This is a genomic window from Gilvimarinus sp. F26214L, assembly GCF_054401055.1.
Genome location: NZ_JBTIYG010000003.1, coordinates 8,060 through 32,681 on the forward strand (window position 1 = coordinate 8,060; position 24,622 = coordinate 32,681).

Below are 24,622 nucleotides of genomic sequence, written 5' to 3' on the forward strand. Positions count from 1 at the left end.
CAGAGCTGCCCCGTACTTCACGTTTTACACAGCGGCTGGCGTTCATTGTTGGGTTACGCTGCGCTAACCCAACCTACGATGATTGCCACAATAGCACCTGTAGGTTGGGTTAGGCCGAAGGCCGTAACCCAACAGGGGCCGCCCGGTACTTCAGGTTTTAGGCGGCGCGGGCTCCAAGGTTTTGCAGGCTCTTCATCCACCGGGCACGCTGCTTGGCACTGGCGTTCTCCACCATTCCGATCAGGGTTTCGCGGACGGGCTTGATTCCCACGAATTTCAGAATGTTGCGTTCAAGGCTTTTGAGGCTGTGGGCGCGAAAGAACCAGCGATAGGCCACGGCCGGCATTCCCATAGTAATGACTACGCGGGCACTTTTGCCGTGCAGACGCTTTTTCGGGGTGCCCCGCTCGCCAGCGTCGTCCAGGGCAAAGCCGGGCCGCATCACCTGTTCGAGAAACGCTTTCATAATGGCGGGCATGGTGCCCAACCAGAGAGGATAAAAAATGACGATGTGCTCCGCCCAGCCAATCGCTTCCTGCGCGGCCTGTATGTCCTGGGGCGGCTGTTCCTCAGCCCACTCCTTCTGGCTGCGCACCATGCTGAAGTCAAGTTTGGCGACGGCAATCTGCTGCACTTCATGACCTGCCGCGCCCGCGCCCTGTACGTAGGCGTTTGCCAGCCCGTGGCCAAGGTGAGACGTATGGAAGTCGGGGTGGCCCTGAATCACGAGAATCCGTTTCATGGTGCGCTCCCGGAAGTTGCTGCGTCAGTAGTGTGGGGGCTTTTCGTCGTGCAACATTTGGGACTGGGGCCCCTCGTGGCGAAGCTGATCGAGTTTGTCCTCCAGCTCCGTTACCTTGCGTGCAAGGCGGTCGATGATTTCGCCCTGCTGAATGATGACTTCATCGAGCTTGTGTTGCGCGTCATCCTGGAACTGGATGCGGGTTTCCAGCTCGATCACCTGCTCTTCCAGGTGGGTGTCGCGCTGTTCCGGCTGCTCCCAGGGGTAGAACGGCGGCATGTCGCGGCTCACCCGGGAGGTAAATTGCGGGGCGCGCTTGTGGAGAAAGCTTTCCACGCCTTCCTTGCCATCACCAATGCTGGTGTAGAACATGGCCAGAGAGTCCACCTTGTGGGCTTCCACCGGGTGGCGTTGAGCGGAATTGCGGTACAGCATCTGGCGAGCCAGAGCGACCGCCACCGGGGAGCGGGCATCAACGATCTTTCTCGCCAGCGCGTGAGCTGCTTCCAGGAGCTGATCCCCCGGGACCACCTCCTTCACCAGACCGCCCCGCTGCGCCTCTTGCGCATCGAAGATGTCGGCGGTGTACACCCACTCCAAAGCCTGGGACAGCCCCACCAGCCGCGGCAAAAACCATGTGGAGCAGGCTTCCGGCACGATCCCCAGCTTGCCGAACACAAAGCCGACTTTAACCTTGTCCGATGCGAGGCGGATATCCATGGGCAAGGTCATGGTAGCCCCTATGCCCACCGCCGCCCCGTTGATGGCGGCGATCACCGGTTTGCAGCAGTTGTATATCGCCAGGGACACCCGACCGCCCGTGTCCCGCACGCCGTCCACAATGGCCGGATCGTCGAAGCGCTGTTCCATGTCGCTCATGCGGGGGCGAAGACTTTCGTCCAGGCCGAACACATTGCCTTCGGCCGAAAGATCCATACCTGCGCAGAACGCCCGGCCGGCACCGGTGACGACGATTGCCTTGACCTCATCGTCGCGATTGACCGCTTCAAAAAAGTCGATCAGCTCCCGGGCCATTTCCACTGTGAAGGCGTTGAGCTGCTCCGGGCGGTTCAACGTGAGCGTCAGCACGCCCCGGTCGTTGCTTGTTTTCAAAGTGTTGTACTGCATAGGCGCGCCTCGGTGGATCGGACTCTTTAACGATAGGAAATTATCGCACGTCCACTTTCTTTCGTCTTCGGTGTTCCTATCCCTCCGCCTGCAGCTTCAAGCGGGCAATCTGGTCGCGGATTCTGGCGGCTTCCTCGAACTCCAGGTTCTTCGCGGCCTGGAACATCTTGTCTTCCAGTTTGGCGATGCTCTTCCACACGTCCTGTGATGCCAGTTCACCCATTTCGTAATCGGAGTAGCGCTCCGCCACCGCCTGCCGTTTTCGACCACCCCCTTTGCCGGGCACCGCACCCGCTTCCAGGATGTCCTTCACCCGCTTCTTGATGCCCATGGGCGTGATGTTGTGTTCTTCGTTGAAGGCCACCTGTTTGGCGCGGCGGCGCTCGGTCTCTTTGATGGCGCGCTCCATGGAGCCGGTCATGTTGTCCGCGTACAGGATTGCGCGGCCATTGACGTTACGGGCCGCACGGCCGATCGTCTGAATCAGTGAACGCTCCGCACGCAGGAAGCCTTCCTTGTCCGCATCGAAGATGGCCACCAGGGAAACCTCCGGCATATCGAGGCCTTCGCGCAGCAGGTTGATGCCCACCAGCACGTCGAACTCACCCAGGCGCAAATCGCGAATGATCTCCACCCGTTCCACGGTATCGATGTCCGAGTGCAGGTAGCGCACGCGCACATTGTGTTCGGCCAGGAACTCGGTGAGGTTCTCCGCCATGCGCTTGGTGAGTACCGTAATGAGCACCCGCTCGTTTTTGGCGACGCACTTGCCGATTTCCGACAACACGTCGTCCACCTGGCTGCTGGCCGGACGCACCTCGATGGTCGGGTCCACCAGACCGGTGGGCCGGACCACCTGCTCCACAACCTGCCCTGCGTGGTCTCCTTCGTAGGGTCCCGGGGTTGCGGATACGAAGATCATCTGGGGCGCCAGGTTCTCCCACTCATCAAATCGAAGCGGGCGGTTGTCCAGGGCCGAGGGAAGGCGGAACCCGTACTCCACCAATGTTTCTTTCCGGGAGCGATCTCCCTTGTACATGGCGCCGATCTGGGGCACGGACACATGGCTCTCGTCGATTACCAGCAATGCATCGTGGGGCAGGTAGTCGAACAGCGTGGGTGGCGGCTCGCCGCTGTCGCGGCCAGAAAGGTAGCGGGAATAGTTCTCGATGCCGGTGCAGTAACCAAGCTCGCGCATCATCTCCAGATCGTAGCGAGTGCGCTGTTCCAGCCGCTGGGCTTCCAGAAGCTTGTCGTTCTTGCGCAGGTATTCCAGGCGTTCTTTCAATTCGTCCTGAATCCGGTCGATGGCGCCGAGCACGGTTTCGCGCGGTGTGACATAGTGGCTCTTGGGATAGATCGTGTAGCGGGCAACCTTCTGCAGAACCTCGCCCGTGAGCGGATCGAACAAGGTGAGCCCTTCCACCTCGTCGTCGAACAGAGTGATGCGCAGCGCTTCCTGATCGGAGTCGGCCGGGTAGATATCGATCACGTCGCCGCGCACCCGATAAGTGGCCCGGCGAAAATCCATGTCATTGCGGGTGTATTGCAGTTCGGCCAGACGTCGCAGAATCTTGCGCTGGTCCATGCGATCGCCGCGCACCAGGTGCAGAACCATCCGGAAATAGGAATCCGGGTCACCCAGGCCGTAGATGGCGGAAACCGTAGCGACGATGATCGCGTCCTTCCGCTCCATCAATGCCTTGGTGGCTGACAGGCGCATCTGTTCGATGTGCTCGTTAATGGACGCATCCTTCTCGATGAAGGTATCCGACGACGGAACGTAGGCTTCCGGCTGGTAGTAATCGTAATAGGAAACAAAGTATTCCACTGAGTTCTCCGGAAAGAACTCCTTGAACTCGCCGTAGAGCTGCGCCGCCAGAGTTTTGTTTGGGGCCATGACCATGGTGGGCCGCTGGACCCGCTCAACGATGTTGGCAATGGTGAAGGTCTTGCCCGAACCCGTCACCCCCAGCAAGGTCTGGTGGGCGAGCCCCGCTTCCAGCCCCTTAACGAGGGAATCAATGGCCTTGGGCTGGTCCCCGGCGGGTTGGAATCGGCTGTGTACTTTGAATGGTTTGGACATAGTCTTTCCGGCGATGGTTTAGCTGGTGATACGTTTTCGGGTGGTACTTGTGCTGGCAGTACTTTTACTGGTGGTACTTTTACTCGCAATAATAGTGCTGGCGGACGTACTGGTTCTTCCCGCGGTCACTCAGCGGGTGGCCGTGATGAGAAAACACTGGTGAATGGATGGATTGCGCTGAAAATCCCGGTCGATGCTGGCCCGGGTGAAGTCTTCAATGGAAAATGCCGCGAGGGAGTCATGATCCAGTTTGAAACGCCTTAGATTGGTGGAGAACACCAGGGTTCCGCCGGGCTTGAGCAACTCCATGCAGCGGCGGATGAGCTTGACATGGTCCCGCTGCACATCGAGGACATTGTCCATCCGCTTGGAATTGGAGAAGCTGGGCGGGTCCAGCATGATCACGTCAAAACCTTCCCGGCAGTTCTCAAGCCAGCTCAGGCAATCGGCCTGAACCAGTTCGTGTTTGTCGCTCAGTTTATTGAGCTCAAAATTCCGTTTCGCCCAGCGCAGATAGGTTTTCGACATATCGACGCTGACACTGGACGCCGCACCGCCGATGGCGGCCTGCACGGTGACACTCGCGGTATAGCAGAACAGATTCAGCAGGCGTTTGCCCAGCGCGAGCTCGGCCACCTTCTGGCGCACCAGGCGGTGATCCAGAAAAAGCCCGGAATCCAGGTAGGCCCACAGGTTCACCAGGAAGCGGGCCTTGCCTTCCTGCACCGTGACCATCCGCTGGAGGGAATCATCCTGCAGGCGTTCGTACTGGGATTTACCCTTGGTGCGGCGGCGCTGCTTGATGCTGATGTGCCCGACATCCGCACCGAATACATGGGCGACCGCCACCTGAGTCTCGGCCAGCCGCTCCGCGGCTTTCACCGGGTCCACGGACTTGGGCGGTGCGTATTCCTGCACATGGATGTAGTCGCCGTACAGGTCAATCGCCGAAGCATACTCCGGCAAATCAGCATCGTAAACGCGGTAGCAATTCACATCCCGCTGCTCGAAATACTTGCCCAGTTGTTTGCGGTTCTTGGTCAGGCGATTGGCCAGCATCCGGGCGCCTTCGCTGAGTTCGCCATCGAGCCGGGGCGACCGGTCGCCCCCCTGCCCCTCACGGACCTGCCCGTCCCGGACGAAGTACTCCGCTTTTACGTCAAACAGCAGCAGTTCGCTGGGGATTTTGCCATTGAACAGCTTGTACTTTTTATAGCTGCGCAGGCCCATGGCCTTGCCCAGTTCCGGGTTGCCGGTAAAGACCCCGGCGCGCCAGCCCGGGAAGTCGCTTTTCAGGATGTCCCCAAGCTGGCGGTAGAGCGGAATGAGCGCCCGGTGCTCACCCAGGCGTTCACCATAAGGCGGATTGGTAAGCAGCAGCCCCTGGTCCAGGGGCGCGTGGGTCGGGCGCTTGAAATCGGCGAGGGGTTTGCGCATCACGCGGATAATTCGCTCCAAACCCGCGGCCTCGATGTTGCGTTCCGCCGCACGGATTGCCAGGGTGTTTTCATCGTAGCCGCGAATTTCCGGCAGCTCGCGGGCAAGGCCCTGCTGATGCCGCTGCTCCGCCTGTTCCTTGAGCTCTGCCCACAGGCCGGCATCGTGTTGTCGCCAGCGCTCGAAGGCAAAGCCCTCCCGCCAGATTCCCGGCGCGATGTCCGCTGCCATCAGGGCCGCTTCGATCAGGAGCGTCCCGCTGCCACACATGGGATCGATGAACCCGGCCCCTTCCCTCTGCAGCTGGGGCCAGCCGGCGCGAATCAACAGAGCGGCGGCGAGGTTTTCCTTCATGGGCGCCACCACCGAATCCACCCGGTAGCCGCGCTTGTGAAGGCTGGCGCCGCTGAGATCAATGTTGACCGTAGCCTGTTGCTTGCCCAGGCGCACGTTGACGATCAGGTCCGGGCGCTCCCGGGTGATAGTGGGGCGGGTACCGTCCGGCTGGCGGAGCCGGTCGACAATTGCATCCTTCACCTTCTGGGCGGAGAACTGGCTGTTGCGCAAGGCGTGGTTGCTCCCCACGAAATCAATCCACAGTCCGGCAGTGGCACTCAGATGCTCGGCCCAGTCGATGGCGTAGACGCCCGCGTACAGTTCTTCCGCCGAGTTGGCCGGAAAGCGCGCCAGGGGCAGCAACACCTTGTTGGCAAGCCGGGACCAGAGACACACCCGATAGGCAAAGCCCAGGTCGCCCTGCACCTCGACGCCCGCCACGGTCTGGCGCGCCTGTTCGCCGCCCAGATCGGTGAGTTCCTCCTGGAGGAGGCTTTCCAGGCCCTTGGGACAGGTTATAAAGAGAGGCTGTTTGACGGGCGCGTTATCCAACAACAAATTTCCTTTGTATTCAGGTGGTTAGGCAATATGCCGGGGGGCCATAAACCGGCCAGAACCATATGACTATTAAATCGTTCACAAGGTCGCAGAATTTGTGTGTACTGAAACTCGGCCCATCGGCTGATCCGGCGATCCCCGGCCAGTCCCTGCGTCGCGCGAAGCATCTCTCCCTGCCTCCCGACGCACCCCGGGGATCACCAGATCCCTGCAGAGGCTCCGGTCTTTGCAGAGCTGCTGCCAGCAGCCGCGATGAGCTGTTCCCCTTGCAGCCGCCGGCACCCGGCCGGGGACTGCAACATCAATTCGCGAGCACTCGCGACATTGTAATCCGTCCGCGGGTTTGTCACTCCCCGGACGAACTCCCTGCCGGCTCCGCCGGTATCAACTGATCGCTGGAGGTTCACAAGGGCGATGTCAGAACAGCAATTGGGTACGGCAATTCAAGGCGTGCGATGTGGGAACGGGTCCCTGCCTCGCGCCGTGATGCTGACCCGATCAACAGCCACTCTGGGAGGTGCTCACCACTATGAAACGCCAGAAACGCAATCACGCGGACCGTGCTTTCGGCAAGGGCTATCAGGCCGGTGTTATGGGGCGCTCGCGCAGCCTGTGCCCCTACGACGTCGGTCCGGCTCGCCACGAATGGTTAAACGGTTGGCGTGAAGGGCGCGAAGATCACTGGAATGGATTCAATCGTGCAGCACAGGCTCAGAGGTTGAGTAACCTGCAAATGAGTAACCACCTGCCGTAAACCGCGATAAACAACAGACAAACTGATTCCTGTCTCCTCAACAGGACCGGGCGCGCAAACGCCCACCCCCACACGCCGTAACCAACCGGCGTAACTTGAGCCCGCCTCCCGCGGGCCGGCGCCTAGCCAGCGCCCTTTGAGCGATGTGCGGACGCAATTGCGTCCGCCGCCTCAAACACCAGATGCGGCCCCCGATAAATCAGGCCGCTGTATAACTGTACCAGGCTCGCTCCCGCTGCAATTTTCTCCCGGGCATCCGCTCCGCTCATGATGCCGCCGACACCAATGATCGGCAGCCGCCCCCCCAGCTCGGTGTGCAGTTGTGCAATCACTTCCGTGGAGCGTTTAGCCACAGGGAAACCGCTCAGCCCCCCCGCTTCAGCCGCGTAACGATGGCCGGCAACCGCGTCCCGACTGAGCGTGGTATTGGTCGCGATCACGCCATCGATGCCGGCTTCCAGGAGTGTGACAGCCACCTGCCGGATCTCCGCCTCATTCATGTCCGGCGCAATCTTTACCGCGATGGGAACGTAGCGCTGGTGCTCGCCGGCAAGCTTGCCCTGCTCCGCCTTAATGGTGTGCAACAGCGCCTGCAACTGCTCGCCAAATTGCAGTGCACGAAGTCCCGGCGTATTGGGCGAGGAGATATTGATGGTGATGTAATCGGCCCAGGGATAGACCTTCTGCAGGCCGATGCGGTAATCATTCTCGGCTTCCTCCACGGGAGTGGTGGCATTTTTACCGATGTTGATACCGAGAATGCCCCGGAAGCGGCGCTGTTTGACGCGCTCCACCAGATAGTCCACGCCCTTGTTGTTGAAACCCATGCGATTGAGAATAGCCTCATGCTCCGCCAGACGGAACAGCCGCGGCTTGGGGTTTCCAGGCTGGGGCCGGGGCGTCACGGTACCGATCTCCACAAACCCGAAGCCGAGTTCCCCCAGCGCGTTGAAGTAGTCCCCGTTCTTGTCCAGGCCCGCTGCCAGTCCCACAGGGTTTGGAAACTCCAGGCCCATGACGCGCACCGGTTGCGGCGCAATCTCCGGCACCAGCCGCCGGGCCAGTCCCAGCCGACTTGCCACATTCAGTGAGCCGAGTGCCAGGTGGTGTGTCAGTTCGGGATCGAGCTGAAAAAACAGGGGGCGAAGGAGAGAATACATAGGAAATTTCAACGGCCAGTGTGCGGCGCGCAGCTTACCGCAACTGGCCGTTCAGGTCGATCCGCTGCCAGCCGTTCCGCGCGGACGCGGCGGCTGGCAGCGGGTGGATCATCCAGCGCCGGCGCGCCGTATATCCTCTTGGGGCTCATCCTGCGGCTCCTCTCCTTCAGGAGCTTCCAGGGATTCGATATGCTGGGTGGTCTGGGCCAGATCGAGAAGCTCGCGCAGCGCCACGGAGTACATGGCAAAGTCACCGCCGGCACCGCCCTGGAGTTCATTGACCATCCCGATCCAGCGGTCCACAAGAGCACGCTGCTGCCGCAACCACAAGTCGATGGTCTTGTCGATGGGCATTCGGTCCCCGGCCAGTCGCAAGATCGCCACCGCCAGCATCCGCAGCTGGGCTTCCAGGTCGTCCATGTAGGCTTCCCTGGCCATGGCCTGCCAGTAACTTTCCACCCTGGCCTCCGCGATCTGGTTGGCAAACCAGTGCAGGTTGATGCGATCCGCCAGCAGGAAGAAAACCTCCGCGGCGCGCAGCACATCGGTGCCACTTTGGCGGGCGGCCTCCACCATTCCGAGCCCGCTGTACAGGTTGGCGGGCATGGCCGCGCCCGCGGCGATTCCAGCCGGAACCCCCAGGGCCACCAGACGGCTGTATTCCCGGTCCCATTCCTCGCGAGCGGCACCGCGCAGAACGTCCGGCATCGCTTCGCCAAGCTCCTCCATCACCGGGCCGAACTGATCGATTTCGCGCCGGGGATCCAGGCTGCCGCGCCGGTTGCGAAGGAGCCAGCGAGTGGCCCGCCGCACCTTGCGCACCATGCTGTTCAGCAACTGCAGTTGCAGGTGTGCGGGAACCTCCAGATCCAGTGCTTCGACCTGACTGCGGAAGCTGTTCAACTTGTAGATGTCCCGGGCCGCGATATAGGCCTTTGCCACGCTGGGAGACTTGGCCCCGGTGGACTCTGCCAGACGATGGCAGAAGGTAATGCCCATATTGTTGATCATGTCGTTGGCCACCTGAGTGGCAATGATCTCCGGACGCAGGCGATGGGCGTACAGCGGCTCCCGGTAGCGTTCCACGAGCACATTCGGGAAGGGTCGCTCCAGGGCTTGCGCCACGTAGTCGTCATCCGTCAGGCTGGGAACCGCAAGCTCCTCCTTCATCTTGACTTTGGCGTAGGAGACAAGCACGGACAATTCCGGCCGGGTGAGGGACTGCTCGTTGGCCTGCCGCTCCGCAAGAGCATCATCGTCGGGCAGGAATTCCAGTTCCCGATCCAGCCGCCCTTCGTCCTCCAGCGCCTGGATCAGGCGTCGGTATTCCCCCATGCGCTGCATCACCTGACTTTCCGCCAGGCTGATGGCCTGGGTTTGCAGATAGTTGTTGCTCAGCACGAGAGCGGCAACGTCTTCTGTCATATCCGCCAGCAACTTGTTGCGCTGTTTCTCGGTGAGGTCGCCGTTCAAAACCAGTTCGTTCAACAGGATCTTGATGTTGACCTCGTGATCCGAGCAATCCACACCCGCGGAGTTGTCGATGAAGTCGGTGTTACAGGCACCGCCGGAAAGGCAGTACTCCACCCGCCCCAGTTGGGTCATGCCCAGGTTGCCGCCCTCGCCGAACACACGACAGCGCAGATCGCTGCCGTTGACTCTGAGGGTGTCGTTGGACTTGTCCCCTACTTCGGCGTGAGTCTCCCGTGCACCTTTGACGTAGGTGCCGATGCCGCCGTTCCAGACCAGATCGACCGGCGCTTTGAGCAGGCCGCGGATCAGCGCGGCCGGCGTCAGTTCGTCTTCGGTAATGGCGAATACCTGTTTCATCTCCGGGGAGATGCGGATGGACTTGGCATCGCGGGAGAAGACTCCGCCGCCGGCGCTGATCAGGCTGGCGTCGTAGTCGGTCCAGCTGCTCTTGGGCTGGTTGAACAGGCGCTGACGCTCGGCGAAGCCCGCCTTCGGGTCCGGGTGCGGATCCACGAAAATGTGCCGGTGGTTAAAGGCCGCCACCAGGCAGATGTGCTCCGATTGCAACATGCCGTTGCCGAACACATCACCGGCCATATCGCCAATGCCCACCACGGTGAAATCCTGGCTTTGCACGTCCACGCCTTTCTCTCGGAAATGGCGTTGTACGCTCACCCAGGCCCCGCGCGCGGTAATGCCCATCTTCTTGTGGTCGTAGCCCTGACTGCCGCCGGACGCAAAGGCGTCACCGAGCCAGTGCCCGTATTCAGCCGAGATGCGGTTGGCAATGTCGGAAAAACTGGCCGTGCCCTTGTCCGCCGCCACCACCAGATAGGGATCGTCGCCATCCACCCGAACCACCTTCTCGGGGGGCAGGATCTTGTTTTCGACCAGGTTGTCGGTGATGTCCAGCAGGCCGCGAATGAAGGTGCGGTAGCACTCGATGCCTTCGTTCTGGATCTGTTCGCGACTGAAGTCTCCGCGCAGGCGCTTGGCCACGAAGCCGCCCTTGGCCCCGTCCGGCACGATGACCGCGTTCTTCACCTGCTGGGCTTTTACCAGCCCCAGGACCTCCGTGCGGTAGTCCTCCAGCCGGTCCGACCAGCGCAATCCTCCGCGCGCCACCTTGCCACCGCGCAGATGCACGCCTTCCACACTCGGGGAATACACGAAGATCTCGAACATGGGGCGTGGCTCGGGAATCCCCGGGATCTGCCGGGGCGCGAACTTGATACTGAGGTAGTCTTTGCTCTGGCCGTCCGCGTCCGTCTGGAAGAAGTTGGTGCGCAGCGTGCCGTTGATCAAGTCCAGGTAGCGGCGAATGATCGTGTCTTCGTTCAGATTGCGAACCTGGTCCAGCCCCTGGACGATCTTCTTCTGCAGGCGCTCGATCCGCTCTGCGCTCTTGCCGCGCCCCTGATGCAGCCGCGGGTCAAAGCGGGCCTTGAACAGGGCCACCAGGTTGCGGGTGATATCCAGATGCTGGGCCAGGGTGCCGGCAATGTAGGTCTGGCTGAAGGTGAACAGGGTCTGCTTCATGTAGGCCGCGTAAGCCCTGAGCACCACCACCTCACGCCAGTTGAGGCGCGCACCGAGTACCAGACGGTTGAACTCGTCGCTGTCCGCCTGGCCGTGCCAGATGGCGGCAAAGGCTTCCTGAAAATGGGCCCGCACCGCCTGCACGTCCACGCTGGTGCCCAGATCGTGTTGCAGTTCGAAGTCGTGCAGCCAGATCGTGTGCGCTTCGCCCTTGAGCGTGCGGCGAATTTTAAACGGCTGCTCGCCCAGGACTCTGAGACCCAGGTTTTCCAGAACCGGGATAACGTCCGAAAGCTCCAGGGATTTGTCCAGATTGAAAATCTTGAAACGCACGGAATTCTCGGCCGCGCCGACGGGCTGGTAGAAACTGAGTGCGATGTCCCGCGAATCCTCAAGCCCGATAAAGGATTGGATATCGTGTACCGCGGTACGCGCGTCGTAGTGTTCCTGATAGCTGGCCGGGAAAGCGCCCTTGAATTGATTGAAGTAGCGGCTGCCCGCTTCTTCCCCCAGGTTCTCGGTCAGGGAGTCGAACAGGTGATCTTCCCAGGAGCGGATCACGCTGACGATCCGCTGCTCCAGCCTGGCCACGTCGTAGGGCTGCGGGTGGTCCGGGTCGACTTTGAACACCAGGTGGACCCGCGCCAGAATCGACTCTGAAAAATAGGTGGTGAACTCGTGTTCACTGGCCCCAACAGCCTCGCCGATAATGTCCTGAACCTTCAGACGCACTTCGGTACTGAACAGATCCCGAGGCACGTAGATAATGCAGCTTATGAATCCCCCGTACGGACTGCGGCGCATGAACAGGCGCACCCGGTAGCGCTCATTGATTTGGGCCACTCGGACGGCCACATCGTAGAGTTGGTCCGCGGTGGCCTGGAAGAGCTCATCCCGGGGGAAGGTTTCCAGTACCTGGCGAAGCATTTTGCCGTCGTGGCCGAGGGGGTCCCAGCCGGATTTCTCAAGTACGTAGCGAATCTTGTCTTTGATGATGGGAATGATTGTGGGCGTGCGGTAGTAAACTCCGGAGGTATAAAGCCCCACAAAGCGGCTCTCGCCGCACACCTGCCCGTCCTCATTGAAGCGCTTGACGATCACGTAGTCCGGATAGGCGGCCCGGTGAACCCGGGAGTGCTGCGGTGCTTTTGCAAAACTGAGCAGCCGTGGCGAGGCATAAAACTCGGCGATCCCCGGGTTTTTTTCGTCCAGAACCAGCTCCTGTGGTGGCTCTTTGGAAAGACGATTGGTCCCCATGCGCCGGTCCGGGTTTTCCACCAGAACCTCTGTGCCGTTGCGAACACAGAGATCGTATTCGCGATAACCGAGAAAGGTGTAGTAGCCGTCGATCATCCACTCCAGGAAGTCCCTGCTGCGCTGGACCTCTTCCGGATCCACCTGTTTGGCCAGCTGCAGGTTGGCCATGGCCTCGCGGGTCTGCTCCATCAACACCGGGTAGGCATCGACGGCGACTTCCACTTCGCGCAGAACGCCACCCAGGGCCTCGGCAATTTCCAGCAACTCCCGTTCGTCGGTGTGGAGATTGATCTCCAGAAAGAGCAGCGCCTCCTTGCCAAAGTTCTCATCTTCCGTCTTGGAGTCGTCATGCAGGGCGAGCAGCTTTTCGCCTTTGCGACGAGCGGACAGCAGAGTGCTTTTTACGGTGTGAATGGCGATGTTGCGGCGGTTGAACTCCATCCGGACCGAGTCCACCAGGAAGGGCATGTCCCGCTGCAGAATGACCACGACCGTGTGCTCGGAAAGCCAGCCGTGCTCTTCGAGGTTGGGGTTGAAGACCTTGATTTTGGGCCGACGCAGGTCGTGCTGCTGGATGAATTGCCACCACTGATAGACGCAGCCAAAAACGTCGGTCCATTGGCGGCCGATGAGCTCCTCCATCGGATAAAGGTGGAAATACTGCTCCACAAAACGGTTGAAATATTCCGGGACGCGCCCTTCCAGTCTTTCGGCGAAAATTCCCTTCGCCCTTTCTACGAACTCCTCACTATCGACGATCTCCTCAGTATCAACAGCCATGGAAACTCCGCACTCCTGATGAGTTTTGTTTAAGAGAGAATAGACCATTGCCTATCTGCTTTGTGCCTTTTGTTGGCGGGCCTGCGAGCCAGTCGGCAATTGTCCGGGAAAGCTTTGCTCTTTCTCAGGGGGAACTTCAAGCGCCAAACGTTTTCCATAGACTTTCGCCGGTACCGCACCGTCAATTCGCGCGAGCATGCCCGACCTCGACACGTGCCGGAACGCGCCGGTAGAATCCCTGCAGTTCAGCCACGACGGCAGGGGATGGCCGGCTTGCGGCCATTTCCCACTCTGCGCTGCAATAACGATTCGCTGAAAGCCATCGCGATAAAACAGAAGCTCTGGCGTCCCTGAACAGAGGGACAGCCGCCCCTCAAGATCGACCGGGAAAAGGTAAGCACTAATGAGCAACGAGATCTCACCCGCTCCAGGCCCCCACGCGGCGCCCCTTGGCGAATCATCCCCCGCCACCGCGCTCAAGTCGCTGCAAAACTGGATGAACGACCAGATCGTCGGGCAGGAACACCTGGTGGAAAGGCTTATCATCGCACTTCTTGCGGATGGACACCTACTCGTGGAAGGACCGCCCGGTCTAGCCAAGACAAAAGCAGTAAAAACCCTCGCAGATGGCATAGAAGGGGATTTCCACCGAATTCAGTTCACCCCGGACCTGCTGCCGGCGGATGTTACGGGAACCGACATCTATCGACCCGAGAACGGAACCTTCGAATTTCAGCCCGGCCCCATCTTTCACAACCTGGTTCTCGCCGATGAGATCAACCGCGCCCCCGCCAAGGTTCAGTCCGCGCTGCTGGAGGCCATGGCGGAGCGACAGATCAGCGTGGGGCGTAAAACCTACGATCTCCCGGCTCTTTTCATGGTCATGGCCACCCAGAATCCCATCGAACAGGAAGGCACCTACCCCCTGCCCGAAGCGCAGCTCGATCGCTTCCTCATGCACCTGCGGGTGGACTACCCTGGCGTGCAGGCCGAGACAAACATTCTGCGCCTGGTGCGCAATGAGGCGGTCCAGCAAAGCCAGGCCCGGCCGGACATGGTTGTGAGCCAGTCCGTCCTGGAACAGGCGCGGCAGGAAGCCCTGGGCATTCACATGGCGCCGGCAGTGGAGGAGTACCTGGTTCAACTGATCATGGCCACCCGCCAGCCGGCGCTGTACAGCGAGGAACTGGCCTCCTGGCTGGAATTCGGCGCCAGCCCCCGCGGCACGATCTCCCTGGACCGCTGCGCCCGCGCCCGCGCCTGGCTGCGACAGCAGGATTTCGTAAGCCCCGACGATGTACAGAGTGTGCTTCACGACGTACTGCGCCATCGCCTCATACTGAGTTTTGAAGCAGAAGCCAATGGAGTCGATGTAGACCAGGTCATCGACCATCTGCTGTCCGCCGTGGCAGTGGCCTGATGAGTGGCGGTGACCTGATGAGGTGCAGCAATGAAGTCCGCCGTTTATAAGCCCGAAGCCGGGCCCGCCCGGTCGGGCCAGGATCTGGGTGCCCACGGCGCCTATACGGACATGAATGCCCTGCTCAAACTGCGCTTTGCCGCGCGGGATCTGCGTCTCGCGCCCCGGCGACAGAGCCGCGCGAGCCTGAGCGGCGCCTCCCGGACACGCTTCCGGGGCCGGGGAATGGAGTTTGAAGAGGTCCGCGTCTACCAACCGGGCGATGACATCCGCAGCATCGACTGGAGGGTGACTGCCCGCACCCACGTACCCCACACCAAGCTCTTCCGTGAGGAACGGGAACGACCCACATTCGTGGCGGCGGACCAGCGCGCGAGTCTTTTTTTTGGCAGCCAGCGCTGTTTCAAGTCAGTACTCTGCGCCCATCTGGCGGGCCTGTTGGCCTGGGCCGCCCTGCACAACAATGATCGCGTGGGCGGGCTCGTGTTCGGGAATCGGGATCACCGGGATGTACGCCCCCGTCGCAGCAAACATTCCGCGCTGGAATTCGTTCAGCGCCTTCACGAATACAACCACAAACTGCATTCGCCGCTGATTGCAGAGCGGCAAATGCCCCTGCGTACCGTCTTGCGGGACCTGCGCCGGATCGCCCGACCCGGCAGCGCGTTGTACCTCATCAGCGATTTTGACGATTACGACGATCACTGCCGGGAAGAGTTGTATCTTTTAAGCCGGCATACAGAAGTTGCCCTGCTGATGGTGAGCGATCCGCTGGAACAGGCTCTGCCCGCGGCGGGTCTGCTGACCGTATCCAACGGCAGCGAGCGCATGCAACTGGCCGCAGACGACGCGAGCGTGCGCGACGAATTCCACACGCGCTACGCGCGACGCTTCGAAACCATTCGACAGCACAGCCAGGCGCTCAGAGTTCCGCTCTACGCCTTCAGCACCGCTGAGGACGAAATCGGGCAGATGCAGCAGATCTATCGCGCCAGCAAGGGCGGGAAGCGGAGAGCAAACCGGCCATGAACGAGCAGGACCCACTCGCTCAGCTGCGGGATATTCATGTACCCGAACCCCTCGGCTGGTGGCCGCCGGCACCGGGTTGGTGGTTGCTTGCGATTCTCCTGCTCGCGGGCATTGCCCTGGGTCTGTACCTCTGGCAACGGCGAAAGCGGGCGAATGCCTACCGCCGTGTGGCCCACGCAGCGGTGGAAAACGCCTGGATCAGGTTGCAGCAAGACGGCGACACCCAAGCCTACGCGGGGGAGGTCAACCAGGTGCTGCGCCGGGCGGCGCGGGTGGCTTTTCCGGGGGAACCGGTGAACGCCATGCAGGGCGTGGACTGGCTGGAATTTCTGGACGCAACCGGCGGAACCGGCGAGGAGTTCGCGGGTGGTCCCGGCAACGCCCTGCTCACCCTGCCCTATCGCCCGGCAGCCGGTCACGGCGATCTTCAGCCGCTCCACGAGCTGGTAATGCGCTGGCTCGCGGAACACCGCCGTCCACGGGGTTCGGAAGGTATTGCCTCCAAGGGAGCGCGCCATGCTGCAGTTTGAGTGGCCGCTGGTTTTTCTGCTCTTGCCCCTCCCCCTGCTGGTCTATTGGGGGCTGCCGCGCGCCCGGCGTGACGAAGCCGCTCTGCGCGTCCCCTTCTACCAGGCCCTCAGCACCCTGCCCTCGGGACGCCGCCGGGAACGGGTACGTGGCAAGGGGTTGACCGCCTTGCTCTCGCTCATGTGGTTGAGCCTGGTGGTGGCCGCCGCCGGCCCCCAATGGCTGGGCGAGCCGGTCCGTCTTCCCGCGAGTGGGCGGGATCTGCTGCTGGCCGTGGACATCTCCGGCAGCATGGAAACCGCCGACATGGTGCTCAACGGCCAGCAGGTGAACCGGATCAGCGTCATCAAGGCCGTGGTAGGCGATTTCGTCCGCCGCCGGGAGAGCGACCGGCTGGGCCTGATTCTGTTCGGCACCCGGGCCTATCTGCAGGCTCCCCTGACCTTTGATCGCAACACCGTGAACACACTTCTTCAGGAAGCCCGGCTCGGCTTCGCCGGTGAGAAGACCGCCATCGGCGATGCCATCGGCCTCGCCACCAAACGCCTGCTCGATCGGCCTGAAGGCAAGCGGGTCTTGATCCTGCTGACCGACGGCGCCAACACCGCCGGGGCCGTCGATCCCTTGCAGGCGGCCGACCTGGCCAGTCAGGCGGGCGTGAAGATCTACACCGTGGGCATTGGCGCCGAGGAATTGGTGGTGCCCGGTATTTTCGGCAGCAACTTCGGCGCGCGGCGGGTCAATCCCTCGGCGGATCTGGACGAAAAAACCCTTGTTTCCATCGCAGACAAGACCGGCGGGCGTTACTTCCGGGCGCGGGATGTACAGGAACTGGCCGGTATCTACGCGGAGCTCGATATTCTCGAACCCGCCGAACAGGAAGCGGAAAGCTTCCGCCCCACTCAGGCGCTGTTCTACTGGCCCCTGGGCGCCGCCTTGTTGCTCAGCGCACTGATCGCCCTTTCACGCCTGCGCTTGCCTGCGCTTGCCCGGGAGGTGGGGAGCACCCGCCCCGATGCATCCGTGGAGAACACCTGAATATCATGCAGGACTTCATCGACAACTTTCATTTTCTCCGCCCCCTGTGGCTGCTCGCGATCCTGCCGCTGCTGCTGATTGGCTACTTACTGTGGTGGCAAAAGCGCTCGCAAAGTCAGTGGCAGAAGTTCATCCAACCCGAGCTGCTCCACCACCTGCTGGAGGAGAGGCTAAGCGGCGCGAGTCGCTGGCCTTTCGCAGGGCTGGTGGCTGCCTGGATTCTGGCGAGCGTTGCCCTGGCGGGCCCCACCTGGAAGCAGCTTCCGCAGCCGGTCCATCAATCCGAGGCGGCTGTGGTCATTGCCTTCGACATGTCACCATCCATGGTGGCGGAAGACTTCACTCCCTCGCGCCTGGAACGGGTGCGGTTCAAACTGCGCGATTACCTGAAGCAACGCGAAGAAGGCCTCACGGCTCTGGTGGCCTATGCCGGCGGCGCCCATGTGGTAAGCCCACTGACCGACGACACTCAAACCATTGCCAACCTGATACCCGCCTTGCATCCGGCCATAATGCCGGTCAGCGGCAGCAATGTGGAAAGGGGCCTGGAAAAAGCGCTGACGCTGTTCAGGGACGCCGGGATACCGGAAGGTGAAATTCTGCTGGTCACCGATGGAGTGGCAACAGACGCATTCCCGTCCATTCGGCAACAACTGAAGGACTCCGGCTACCGGCTTTCGATCCTCGGGGTCGGCACTCCCGAGGGAGCGCCGATACCCACGGGCGATGGCGGTTTCGCCCGTGGTGCCAGCAATGACATTGTCATCGCGCGGCTCAACGAAACCGAGCTGCAGGAACTGGCGCGGGAGTTCGGGGGAACCTACACCGGATTGCGTACGGACGACGGTGACATCGCCCATCTTCTGAATTACACCGAGCGCCAGGAACTCCGCAGCCAGCAGCAGAAGCTTGTGGAACGGGAGTTCGACATCTGGCGGGACGCAGGCCAGTGGCTGGCCCTCCTGCTGCTGCCTTTCGCAGCGCTGGGCTTCCGGCGGGGCTGGCTGCTGAGCATGGGCCTGGTGGCAATGGTCGGGCTTTCCGCGCCCGGCACAAGCCATGCTCTGGAGTGGCGGGACCTCTGGCTGCGAAGCGACCAGCAGGGCCTGAAGGCGCTTGAAAAAGGCGACCCGGTCGCGGCGGCAAAGGAATTCAAGCGTCACGACTGGCGCGGCACCGCCCATTACCGGGGCGATGACTACGCCGCTGCCGCCGAGGCTTTTGCCCAGGGCGACTCGGCGCGAGATCACTACAATCGCGGCAATGCCCTGGCCAGAGCGGGCAAACTCGAGGATGCACTGTCCGCCTATGAGGCAGCTCTGGATCGGGACCCGGAGATGAACGACGCCCAGTTCAACGCAGAGCTGGTGCGCGAGCTGCTGGAGAAGCAAGAGGAGCAGCAACAGCAGCAGGACCAGAACCAGAATAATCAGCCTCAGCAGAACGAGCAGGATTCCGCGCAGCAGGACGGCAGCGAACAGGAGCAGCCCCCCGATCAGGATGGGCAGGACAGCCAAAGTGGCCAGCAGGCACAGAGCGACGACGAGAACAGCGCCCAGGGGGAATCCTCAAGCACCGAAAGCAGCAGCCAGGAGCAGGCGGGCGACGAGGAAGCCGCAGAGGCACTTGCCGAACAGATGGAAGAAGAACTGCGCCGCCGGGAACAGCAAAGCCAGAGCCAGGAACAACCATCCGAGAACCAAAATGATGGAGAGCCGCAGCCCGGGACTACGCTGGCTGAGTCCGAGCAAGCGGACCGATCCGAAGAGCAGCAGGCCCTGGAGCAATGGCTGCGCCAGGTGCCGGACGATCCGAGCGGGCTGCTGCGCCGCAAGTTCGAGTACGAACACCGACGGCTGCGCCAGCAATACCGTCGGGGGAACTGGCTGCCCCCGGAGAACCAGGGACCGCAGCGCTGGTAATTCGTCACGGCCGCCATCCCTCACCGGCAGAGGCACACTCGCAGACGGAAACCGAAGACAAATGATGAAGAGTTTCAATAGAGGTTTTTGGGCCGCCACCTTGGCATTATTGCTGGGCATGGCGTCAGCCACCGCGTCAGGTGCGGACCTGACAGTGAGCGTCGACCGCAGCATCATCAGCGAAAATGAAACGCTGGAGCTCAGCGTGCGACTCAGCGAGCAGGTGGGCTACAGCAGTCCGGATTTCAGCGCGTTGGAGCAGGACTTCGAAATCCTCAGGCAGCAGCGCAGCAGCCAGTTCCGGAACGTCAACGGTGTCATCGAATCCTGGACCGAGTGGACCCTTACCCTTTCGCCGAGAAACGCGGGCACGTTGACGATTCCGCCCTTCAATTTTCAGGGCGCGAGCAGTTCGCCGCTGCAAATCACCGTCAACAATGCCGGGACGAACCAGAGCAATAACGCTCAGGAGCTTTTTGTTGAGGTCGACACGGACAAGTCCCAGTTGTACGTGCAGGAACAGCTTCTGGTGACGATCCGCCTGCACACCGGCATCCTGTTGCGCGACGCAAGCATGGATCGGGACTTGAGCATCGACAATGCGGTGGTGGAAAACCTCACCGAGACCGCCTACAACAAGCAGATCGACGGACGCCTCTATCGGGTGATGGAGCTGGTTTATGCCGTCTATCCCCAGCAGAGCGGTGAGCTGACCATTCCGGGCCTGAGTTGGACTCTCGTAATGGCAACGGAACCGGGCAGCGGATTCCGCAACCGATTCCGGTCTCCCGGTGATGTGCGCCGCCTGCGCAGTGACCCGGTCACGATTCCTGTGAAGCCGCAGGCACCACAGTTCAGCGGTTCTCACTGGCTTCCCGCTCGCAATGTCGAACTGGACCAGCACTGGAGCAGCGACCCCTCGCGCTTTGTGGTAGGTGAGCCACTGACCCGGACCATTACCCTGCGTGCAGAGGGACTGACCTCTGCACAATTGCCGCCGCTGCCGGATCAGGACGTGGACGGCCTGAAGATCTACACGGATCAGCCGCAGTTCGATAATTTGCAAAGTGCGCAAGGAATCACCGGTCATCGGGTGGAAAGTTTTGCCATCGTTCCCACTCGCCCGGGTAAACTGACCCTCCCGGAGACCCGTGTGCAGTGGTGGGACACTGAAGCACAACAGCCGCGGACGGCGACTATTCCCGCTCAGGAGCTGACCGTAGCGCCCGCGGCGAACCAGTCGTCGCAGTTGCCATTACGGGACTCTGCGCAGCTCTCCGGCGATGCCTCAAACGAGGGAGCAGAGGGGCGGGATGGAGCTGGGGGGCGCGATGGCGCCGATCTGCCATGGCCCTGGCTCATCAGCAACCTGGTCTGGGCGGCCCTCGCGCTGGGGTTCATGGTCGCATGGTGGCGCAAGCGCAACGCGGGTGCGCCGGCGCGGAACGATGCCCGTCCCGACGAAAACTCGAGCCGGGGCGATGGCGCCCTGGACGCGGTGCGGCGCGCCTGCAGCGATCATGATCCAAACGCTGCACGTGCGCATTTGGGCCGGTGGGCAAAGGAATATTGGGCTCTGCCCCGGGTCGCATCGGTGCAGGAGATCGCGACGAAAGCGGACTACGAACCGCTCACAAAAGAACTGGAACAGCTAGACAAAATCCTCTATGGTACGCAGCAATCCGGCCAATGGCAGGGCGAGAAGCTGTGGCAGACACTTGTCAAATTCAAGCGTAGAGATAAAAAGAAACGCACGTCACACACAAAAAAGGAAAACGACCTGCTGCCGCCTCTATATCCATCAACTCATTGAACACGCTTCGAATCCGTGGCGGACGCCGCGAATTTATTGTTGAGGATGGGGCTCGGTCGAAAATCACAAAAGGGACTTTAAGGCAATAGCAAGAGGTTCAGCCTTGAAGACAACAGCGCACCATCCTTTGCCGAGGCGGCTGGCCGCCTTGCTGGCCGCCACTTTGATGGCGGCATCATTCTCTGCGGCTGCCAAGCCACCGCCCGATGTGGAGCTTGCCCAAGAGCAGGTCATTCGGCGCGGGAACGGCGGTGAGCCTCACAGCATGGACCCACACATCGCCGAAGGCGTTCCGTCGTCCAACATCCACCGCGATCTTTACGAAGGTCTGATCAGCGAGCAACCGAATGGGGAATTGATTCCCGGTGTTGCCGAGCGCTGGGAGTTGAGCGACGACCGTCTGCAGTACACTTTCTATCTTCGCGAGAATGCGAAATGGTCCAACGGCGATCCGGTTACGGCCCACGATTTCGTTTATAGCTGGCGCCGCGTCGTGGACCCGGCCACCGCCTCCAATTACTCCCTGATGCTTGGAGCCGTGCGCAATGCCGAGGCGATCATTCGCGGCGATCTGCCCCCTGCCGAACTGGGTGTCCGAGCAATTGATGACCACACTCTGGAGGTTCAGCTAAGGGCCCCGACCCCCTTCTTCCTGGGCGTTCTGACCCACGCCATGACCTACCCCGTGCACCGCCCGAGCGTCGAAGAACACGGTGATCTGTTTACCCGCCCCGGGAATCTGGTATCCAACGGTGCCTATCAGCTTGCGGAGTGGGAGGTACAGTCTCACGTCAAACTGGTGCGCAACCCGCTCTACTGGGATAACGAGAACACCACGATCGACGCTGTGTATTTTTACAACACGGAAGACATGAATGCGGCTGTGCTTCGCTATCGCGCCGGAGGCCTCGACGTAACGTACAACCGGCTGCCCGTGAGTCAGATGGACTGGATTCGCGAAAATCTTGGCGACGAGTTGCAGGTGGCCCCCTACCTCGGCATTTACTACTACGGCTTCAACCTGACCCAGTCCCCCTTCAAGGATGCGCCTCTGGAACTGCGCAAGGCCTTGAGCATGTCAGTGGACCGGGAGATCATCACGGACAAGGTTCTCAATGACGGCTCCCTGCCGGCCTATGGTTTTGTCCCGCCCGATGTGCTGGACTACGAAAACCATGAATACGAATGGAAATCTCTGAGCCGCGAAGAACGTTTGGCGGAAGCACGCCGCCTGTATAAGGAAGCGGGATACTCCGAAGACAATCCATTGCGGGTGGAGCTTCGCTACAACACGGAGCAAAACCACAAGAAGATTGCCCTGTCGATCGCCGCCATGTGGAAGCAGAATCTCGGAGTCGTTACGGAGATCATCAACCAGGAGTGGAAGGTCTATCTGGATGTCCGCTCCCAGCGACGCCTGACCCAGGCCTTCCGAATGGGCTGGATTGGCGATTACAACGATGCCTACACCTTCCTGGAGCTCGGGCTTTCCTACAACGCGCAAAACGACTCCGGTTACAACAATCCGCGCTATGACGAACTGCTGGCTCGCTCTTTCGACGCAGAGAGTGTCGAGGATCGCGCACGAATCATGCGCGAGGCGGAAAAGCAGATCCTGACCGATTACCCCATCATGCCCATTTACTACTATGTCACCACCCGGCTGGTAAAACCCTACGTTGGGGGGATCGAGGGCAACATCATGGATCACCTCTACACCAAAGACATGTACATCAAGGCCCGGTGAGTAAACCCCAATGCTGAGTTACATAATCAAACGCTTGCTGAGCGCGATCCCCACGATCTTCGTCATCATCACCCTCGCCTTCTTTCTCATTCGTGTGGCACCGGGCGGCCCTTTTGATACTGATCGCGGATTGCCTCCCGAAGTGGAAGCAAACCTGAACGCGAAGTTCCATCTGGATGAACCGCTTATTCAGCAGTACGGGCGCTACCTGTGGGATGTTGTGCGGGGCGATCTCGGGCCTTCGTTCCAATACCGCGACTTCACTGTCAATGAGCTGATCGCCAGCGGTTTTCCGGTGTCGGTCACCATCGGCGGGCTGGCCATCCTGCTCGCTTTGATTATCGGCGGAGCTGCCGGGGTGATTGCGGCGCTGCGCCAGAACTCCCGCACCGATTACACGGTCATGTCGGCGGCAATGGTGGGCATCTCCATTCCAAACTTTGTGGTGGCACCCCTGCTCATCCTCATTTTCGCCGTTTACCTGGGCTGGCTGCCCGCGGGCGGCTGGAATGGTGGTGCGCTGCAGAACATCATTCTGCCCGTGGTCTCGCTGGCCCTCCTGCAGATTGCCTTCGTGGCGCGTATTGCGCGCGGGTCCATGATTGAAGTGCTGCGCAGCAACTATATTCGCACGGCGCGCGCCAAAGGCTTGCCAGGCTGGCAGATCATCCTCAGACACGGAATCAAGCCGGCGCTGCTGCCGGTCGTATCCTACCTTGGGCCGGCGGCTGCCGGAGTGATTACAGGCTCGGTGGTCATCGAGCAGATCTACGGTATTCCGGGTCTCGGTCGTTATTTCGTGCAGGGCGCGCTGAACCGCGACTACACCCTGGTCATGGGCGTGGTCATTTTCTACGGCTTCCTGATTATCCTCTTCAACCTTCTGGTCGACATCATCTACGCGTGGCTCGACCCGAAAGTCCGATACTCCTGAGCGTGATTCATCATGAGTAGTATTATTCAAAGCGATAGCGCAACATCGGCGGCTCTTCCGCTGGAAGAAGAAGCCATCAAGGGCCGCAGCCTTTGGGACGATGCCCGCAACCGTCTGCTGCACAACCGCGCCGCCGTGGTGGCAATGGGTGTTCTCGGGGTGATCCTGCTGCTGGTTCTCTTTGGGCCGGCGTTGAGCCCCTGGTCCTACGATTACCCGGACTGGGACCACATCCAACAGGCTCCCTCTCTCGAAACAAAGCATTACTTCGGCACCGACGGAATTGGCCGCGATCTATTCGTGCGAACCCTGGAAGGCGGCCGCATCTCCCTGATGGTGGGCGTGGTGGCAACTCTGGTGAGTCTTCTGTTCGGGGTGACCTACGGTGCTACCGCCGGTTATATCGGCGGACGTGTGGACAACGTCATGATGCGCATCGTGGATGTGCTCTATACAGTGCCCTTCATGTTTTTCGTGATTTTGCTGATGGTGGTGTTCGGTCGGCAGTTGATCCTGATCTTTGTGGCCATTGGTGCGATCAACTGGCTGGACATGGCGCGCATCGTGCGCGGTCAGACGCTCAGCCTCAAGCATCGCGAGTTTATCGAGGCAGCGGAAGCGGGCGGCGTCAGCACAGCCAGTATTATCCGCCGGCACATCGTGCCCAACCTTCTCGGGGTCGTTATTGTCTATATCACCCTGACCATTCCCCAGGTGATTCTCATCGAATCCTTCCTCAGTTTCCTGGGGCTCGGTGTACAGGAGCCGCTCACCAGTTGGGGCGCACTTGTGAACCAGGGCGCGGAAGACATGGAATCAGCACCCTGGTCTCTGGTCTTCCCTGCCGTGTTTCTTGCAGCCACTCTGTTCTGTTTCAATTTCATCGGCGACGGCTTGCGCGACGCGCTTGATCCGAAAGATCGCTGATTTTCTATCGAGGT

General features: G+C 60.9%; 16 protein-coding genes. 10 read left to right on the top strand and 6 right to left on the bottom strand.

Going from position 1 to position 24,622, the window contains the following annotated elements:
• Positions 1-157: 157 nt before the first annotated feature.
• The 4 genes from ACURWW_RS04010 to rlmKL form a co-directional block, all read right to left on the bottom strand.
• Positions 158-742: an NAD(P)H-dependent oxidoreductase gene (locus tag ACURWW_RS04010; protein ID WP_445618101.1), complete on the bottom strand. Its 585-nt coding sequence runs from the start codon at positions 740-742 to the stop codon at positions 158-160.
• Positions 743-766: 24 nt separating this feature from the next.
• Complete coding sequence (locus ACURWW_RS04015; protein WP_445618100.1) at positions 767-1,870, bottom strand: SlyX family protein; 1,104 nt, start codon at positions 1,868-1,870, stop codon at positions 767-769.
• 76 nt (positions 1,871-1,946) lie between these two features.
• Positions 1,947-3,956, bottom strand: a complete 2,010-nt coding sequence (uvrB, locus tag ACURWW_RS04020) for an excinuclease ABC subunit UvrB (protein ID WP_445618099.1) — start codon at positions 3,954-3,956, stop codon at positions 1,947-1,949.
• Between the two features lie 129 nt (positions 3,957-4,085).
• Positions 4,086-6,281 (bottom strand): bifunctional 23S rRNA (guanine(2069)-N(7))-methyltransferase RlmK/23S rRNA (guanine(2445)-N(2))-methyltransferase RlmL, encoded by a 2,196-nt coding sequence (gene rlmKL, locus ACURWW_RS04025; RefSeq protein ID WP_445618098.1) that lies wholly within the window; start codon positions 6,279-6,281, stop codon positions 4,086-4,088.
• 535 nt (positions 6,282-6,816) lie between these two features.
• Here rlmKL and rmf point away from each other — a divergent pair.
• A complete protein-coding gene (gene rmf, locus ACURWW_RS04030; RefSeq protein WP_445618097.1) occupies positions 6,817-7,041 on the top strand; it encodes a ribosome modulation factor in 225 nt (74 codons plus the stop codon).
• Between the two features lie 122 nt (positions 7,042-7,163).
• Here rmf and ACURWW_RS04035 read toward each other — a convergent pair whose 3' ends face one another.
• Together ACURWW_RS04035 and ACURWW_RS04040 are read right to left on the bottom strand one after the other, a co-directional pair.
• A complete protein-coding gene (locus tag ACURWW_RS04035) occupies positions 7,164-8,201 on the bottom strand; it encodes a quinone-dependent dihydroorotate dehydrogenase (RefSeq protein ID WP_445618096.1) in 1,038 nt (345 codons plus the stop codon).
• A 108-nt stretch (positions 8,202-8,309) separates the two neighbouring features.
• On the bottom strand, positions 8,310-13,250 hold the full coding sequence (locus tag ACURWW_RS04040; protein WP_445618095.1) for an NAD-glutamate dehydrogenase: 4,941 nt from the start codon (positions 13,248-13,250) through the stop codon (positions 8,310-8,312).
• A gap of 403 nt (positions 13,251-13,653) precedes the next feature.
• Between ACURWW_RS04040 and ACURWW_RS04045 the strand changes: the two genes are divergently transcribed.
• The 9 genes from ACURWW_RS04045 (at position 13,654) to oppC (ending at position 24,608) form a co-directional block, all read left to right on the top strand.
• The gene (locus tag ACURWW_RS04045) at positions 13,654-14,670 is read left to right on the top strand and encodes an AAA family ATPase (protein ID WP_445618094.1); all 1,017 of its coding nucleotides are present in this window, start codon (positions 13,654-13,656) and stop codon (positions 14,668-14,670) included.
• 30 nt (positions 14,671-14,700) lie between these two features.
• A complete protein-coding gene (locus ACURWW_RS04050) occupies positions 14,701-15,699 on the top strand; it encodes a DUF58 domain-containing protein (RefSeq protein WP_445618093.1) in 999 nt (332 codons plus the stop codon).
• Complete coding sequence (locus tag ACURWW_RS04055; protein WP_445618092.1) at positions 15,696-16,229, top strand: DUF4381 domain-containing protein; 534 nt, start codon at positions 15,696-15,698, stop codon at positions 16,227-16,229. Before ACURWW_RS04050 ends, ACURWW_RS04055 begins: the two co-directional genes overlap by 4 nt.
• Positions 16,216-17,265, top strand: coding sequence for a vWA domain-containing protein (locus ACURWW_RS04060; RefSeq protein ID WP_445618091.1), 1,050 nt, complete (start codon positions 16,216-16,218; stop codon positions 17,263-17,265). Before ACURWW_RS04055 ends, ACURWW_RS04060 begins: the two co-directional genes overlap by 14 nt.
• A gap of 5 nt (positions 17,266-17,270) precedes the next feature.
• Entirely contained in the window at positions 17,271-19,187 is a 1,917-nt protein-coding gene (locus ACURWW_RS04065) for a VWA domain-containing protein (RefSeq protein WP_445618090.1), read from the top strand.
• A gap of 61 nt (positions 19,188-19,248) precedes the next feature.
• A complete protein-coding gene (locus tag ACURWW_RS04070) occupies positions 19,249-21,000 on the top strand; it encodes a BatD family protein (protein ID WP_445618089.1) in 1,752 nt (583 codons plus the stop codon).
• 103 nt (positions 21,001-21,103) lie between these two features.
• Positions 21,104-22,747 carry a peptide ABC transporter substrate-binding protein gene (locus ACURWW_RS04075; RefSeq protein ID WP_445618088.1) on the top strand — a complete coding sequence of 548 codons (1,644 nt, stop codon included), beginning with the start codon at positions 21,104-21,106 and terminating at the stop codon, positions 22,745-22,747.
• 10 nt (positions 22,748-22,757) lie between these two features.
• Positions 22,758-23,681: an oligopeptide ABC transporter permease OppB gene (oppB, locus tag ACURWW_RS04080; RefSeq protein ID WP_445618087.1), complete on the top strand. Its 924-nt coding sequence runs from the start codon at positions 22,758-22,760 to the stop codon at positions 23,679-23,681.
• A gap of 12 nt (positions 23,682-23,693) precedes the next feature.
• On the top strand, positions 23,694-24,608 hold the full coding sequence (gene oppC / locus ACURWW_RS04085; RefSeq protein ID WP_445618086.1) for an oligopeptide ABC transporter permease OppC: 915 nt from the start codon (positions 23,694-23,696) through the stop codon (positions 24,606-24,608).
• Positions 24,609-24,622: the final 14 nt, after the last annotated feature.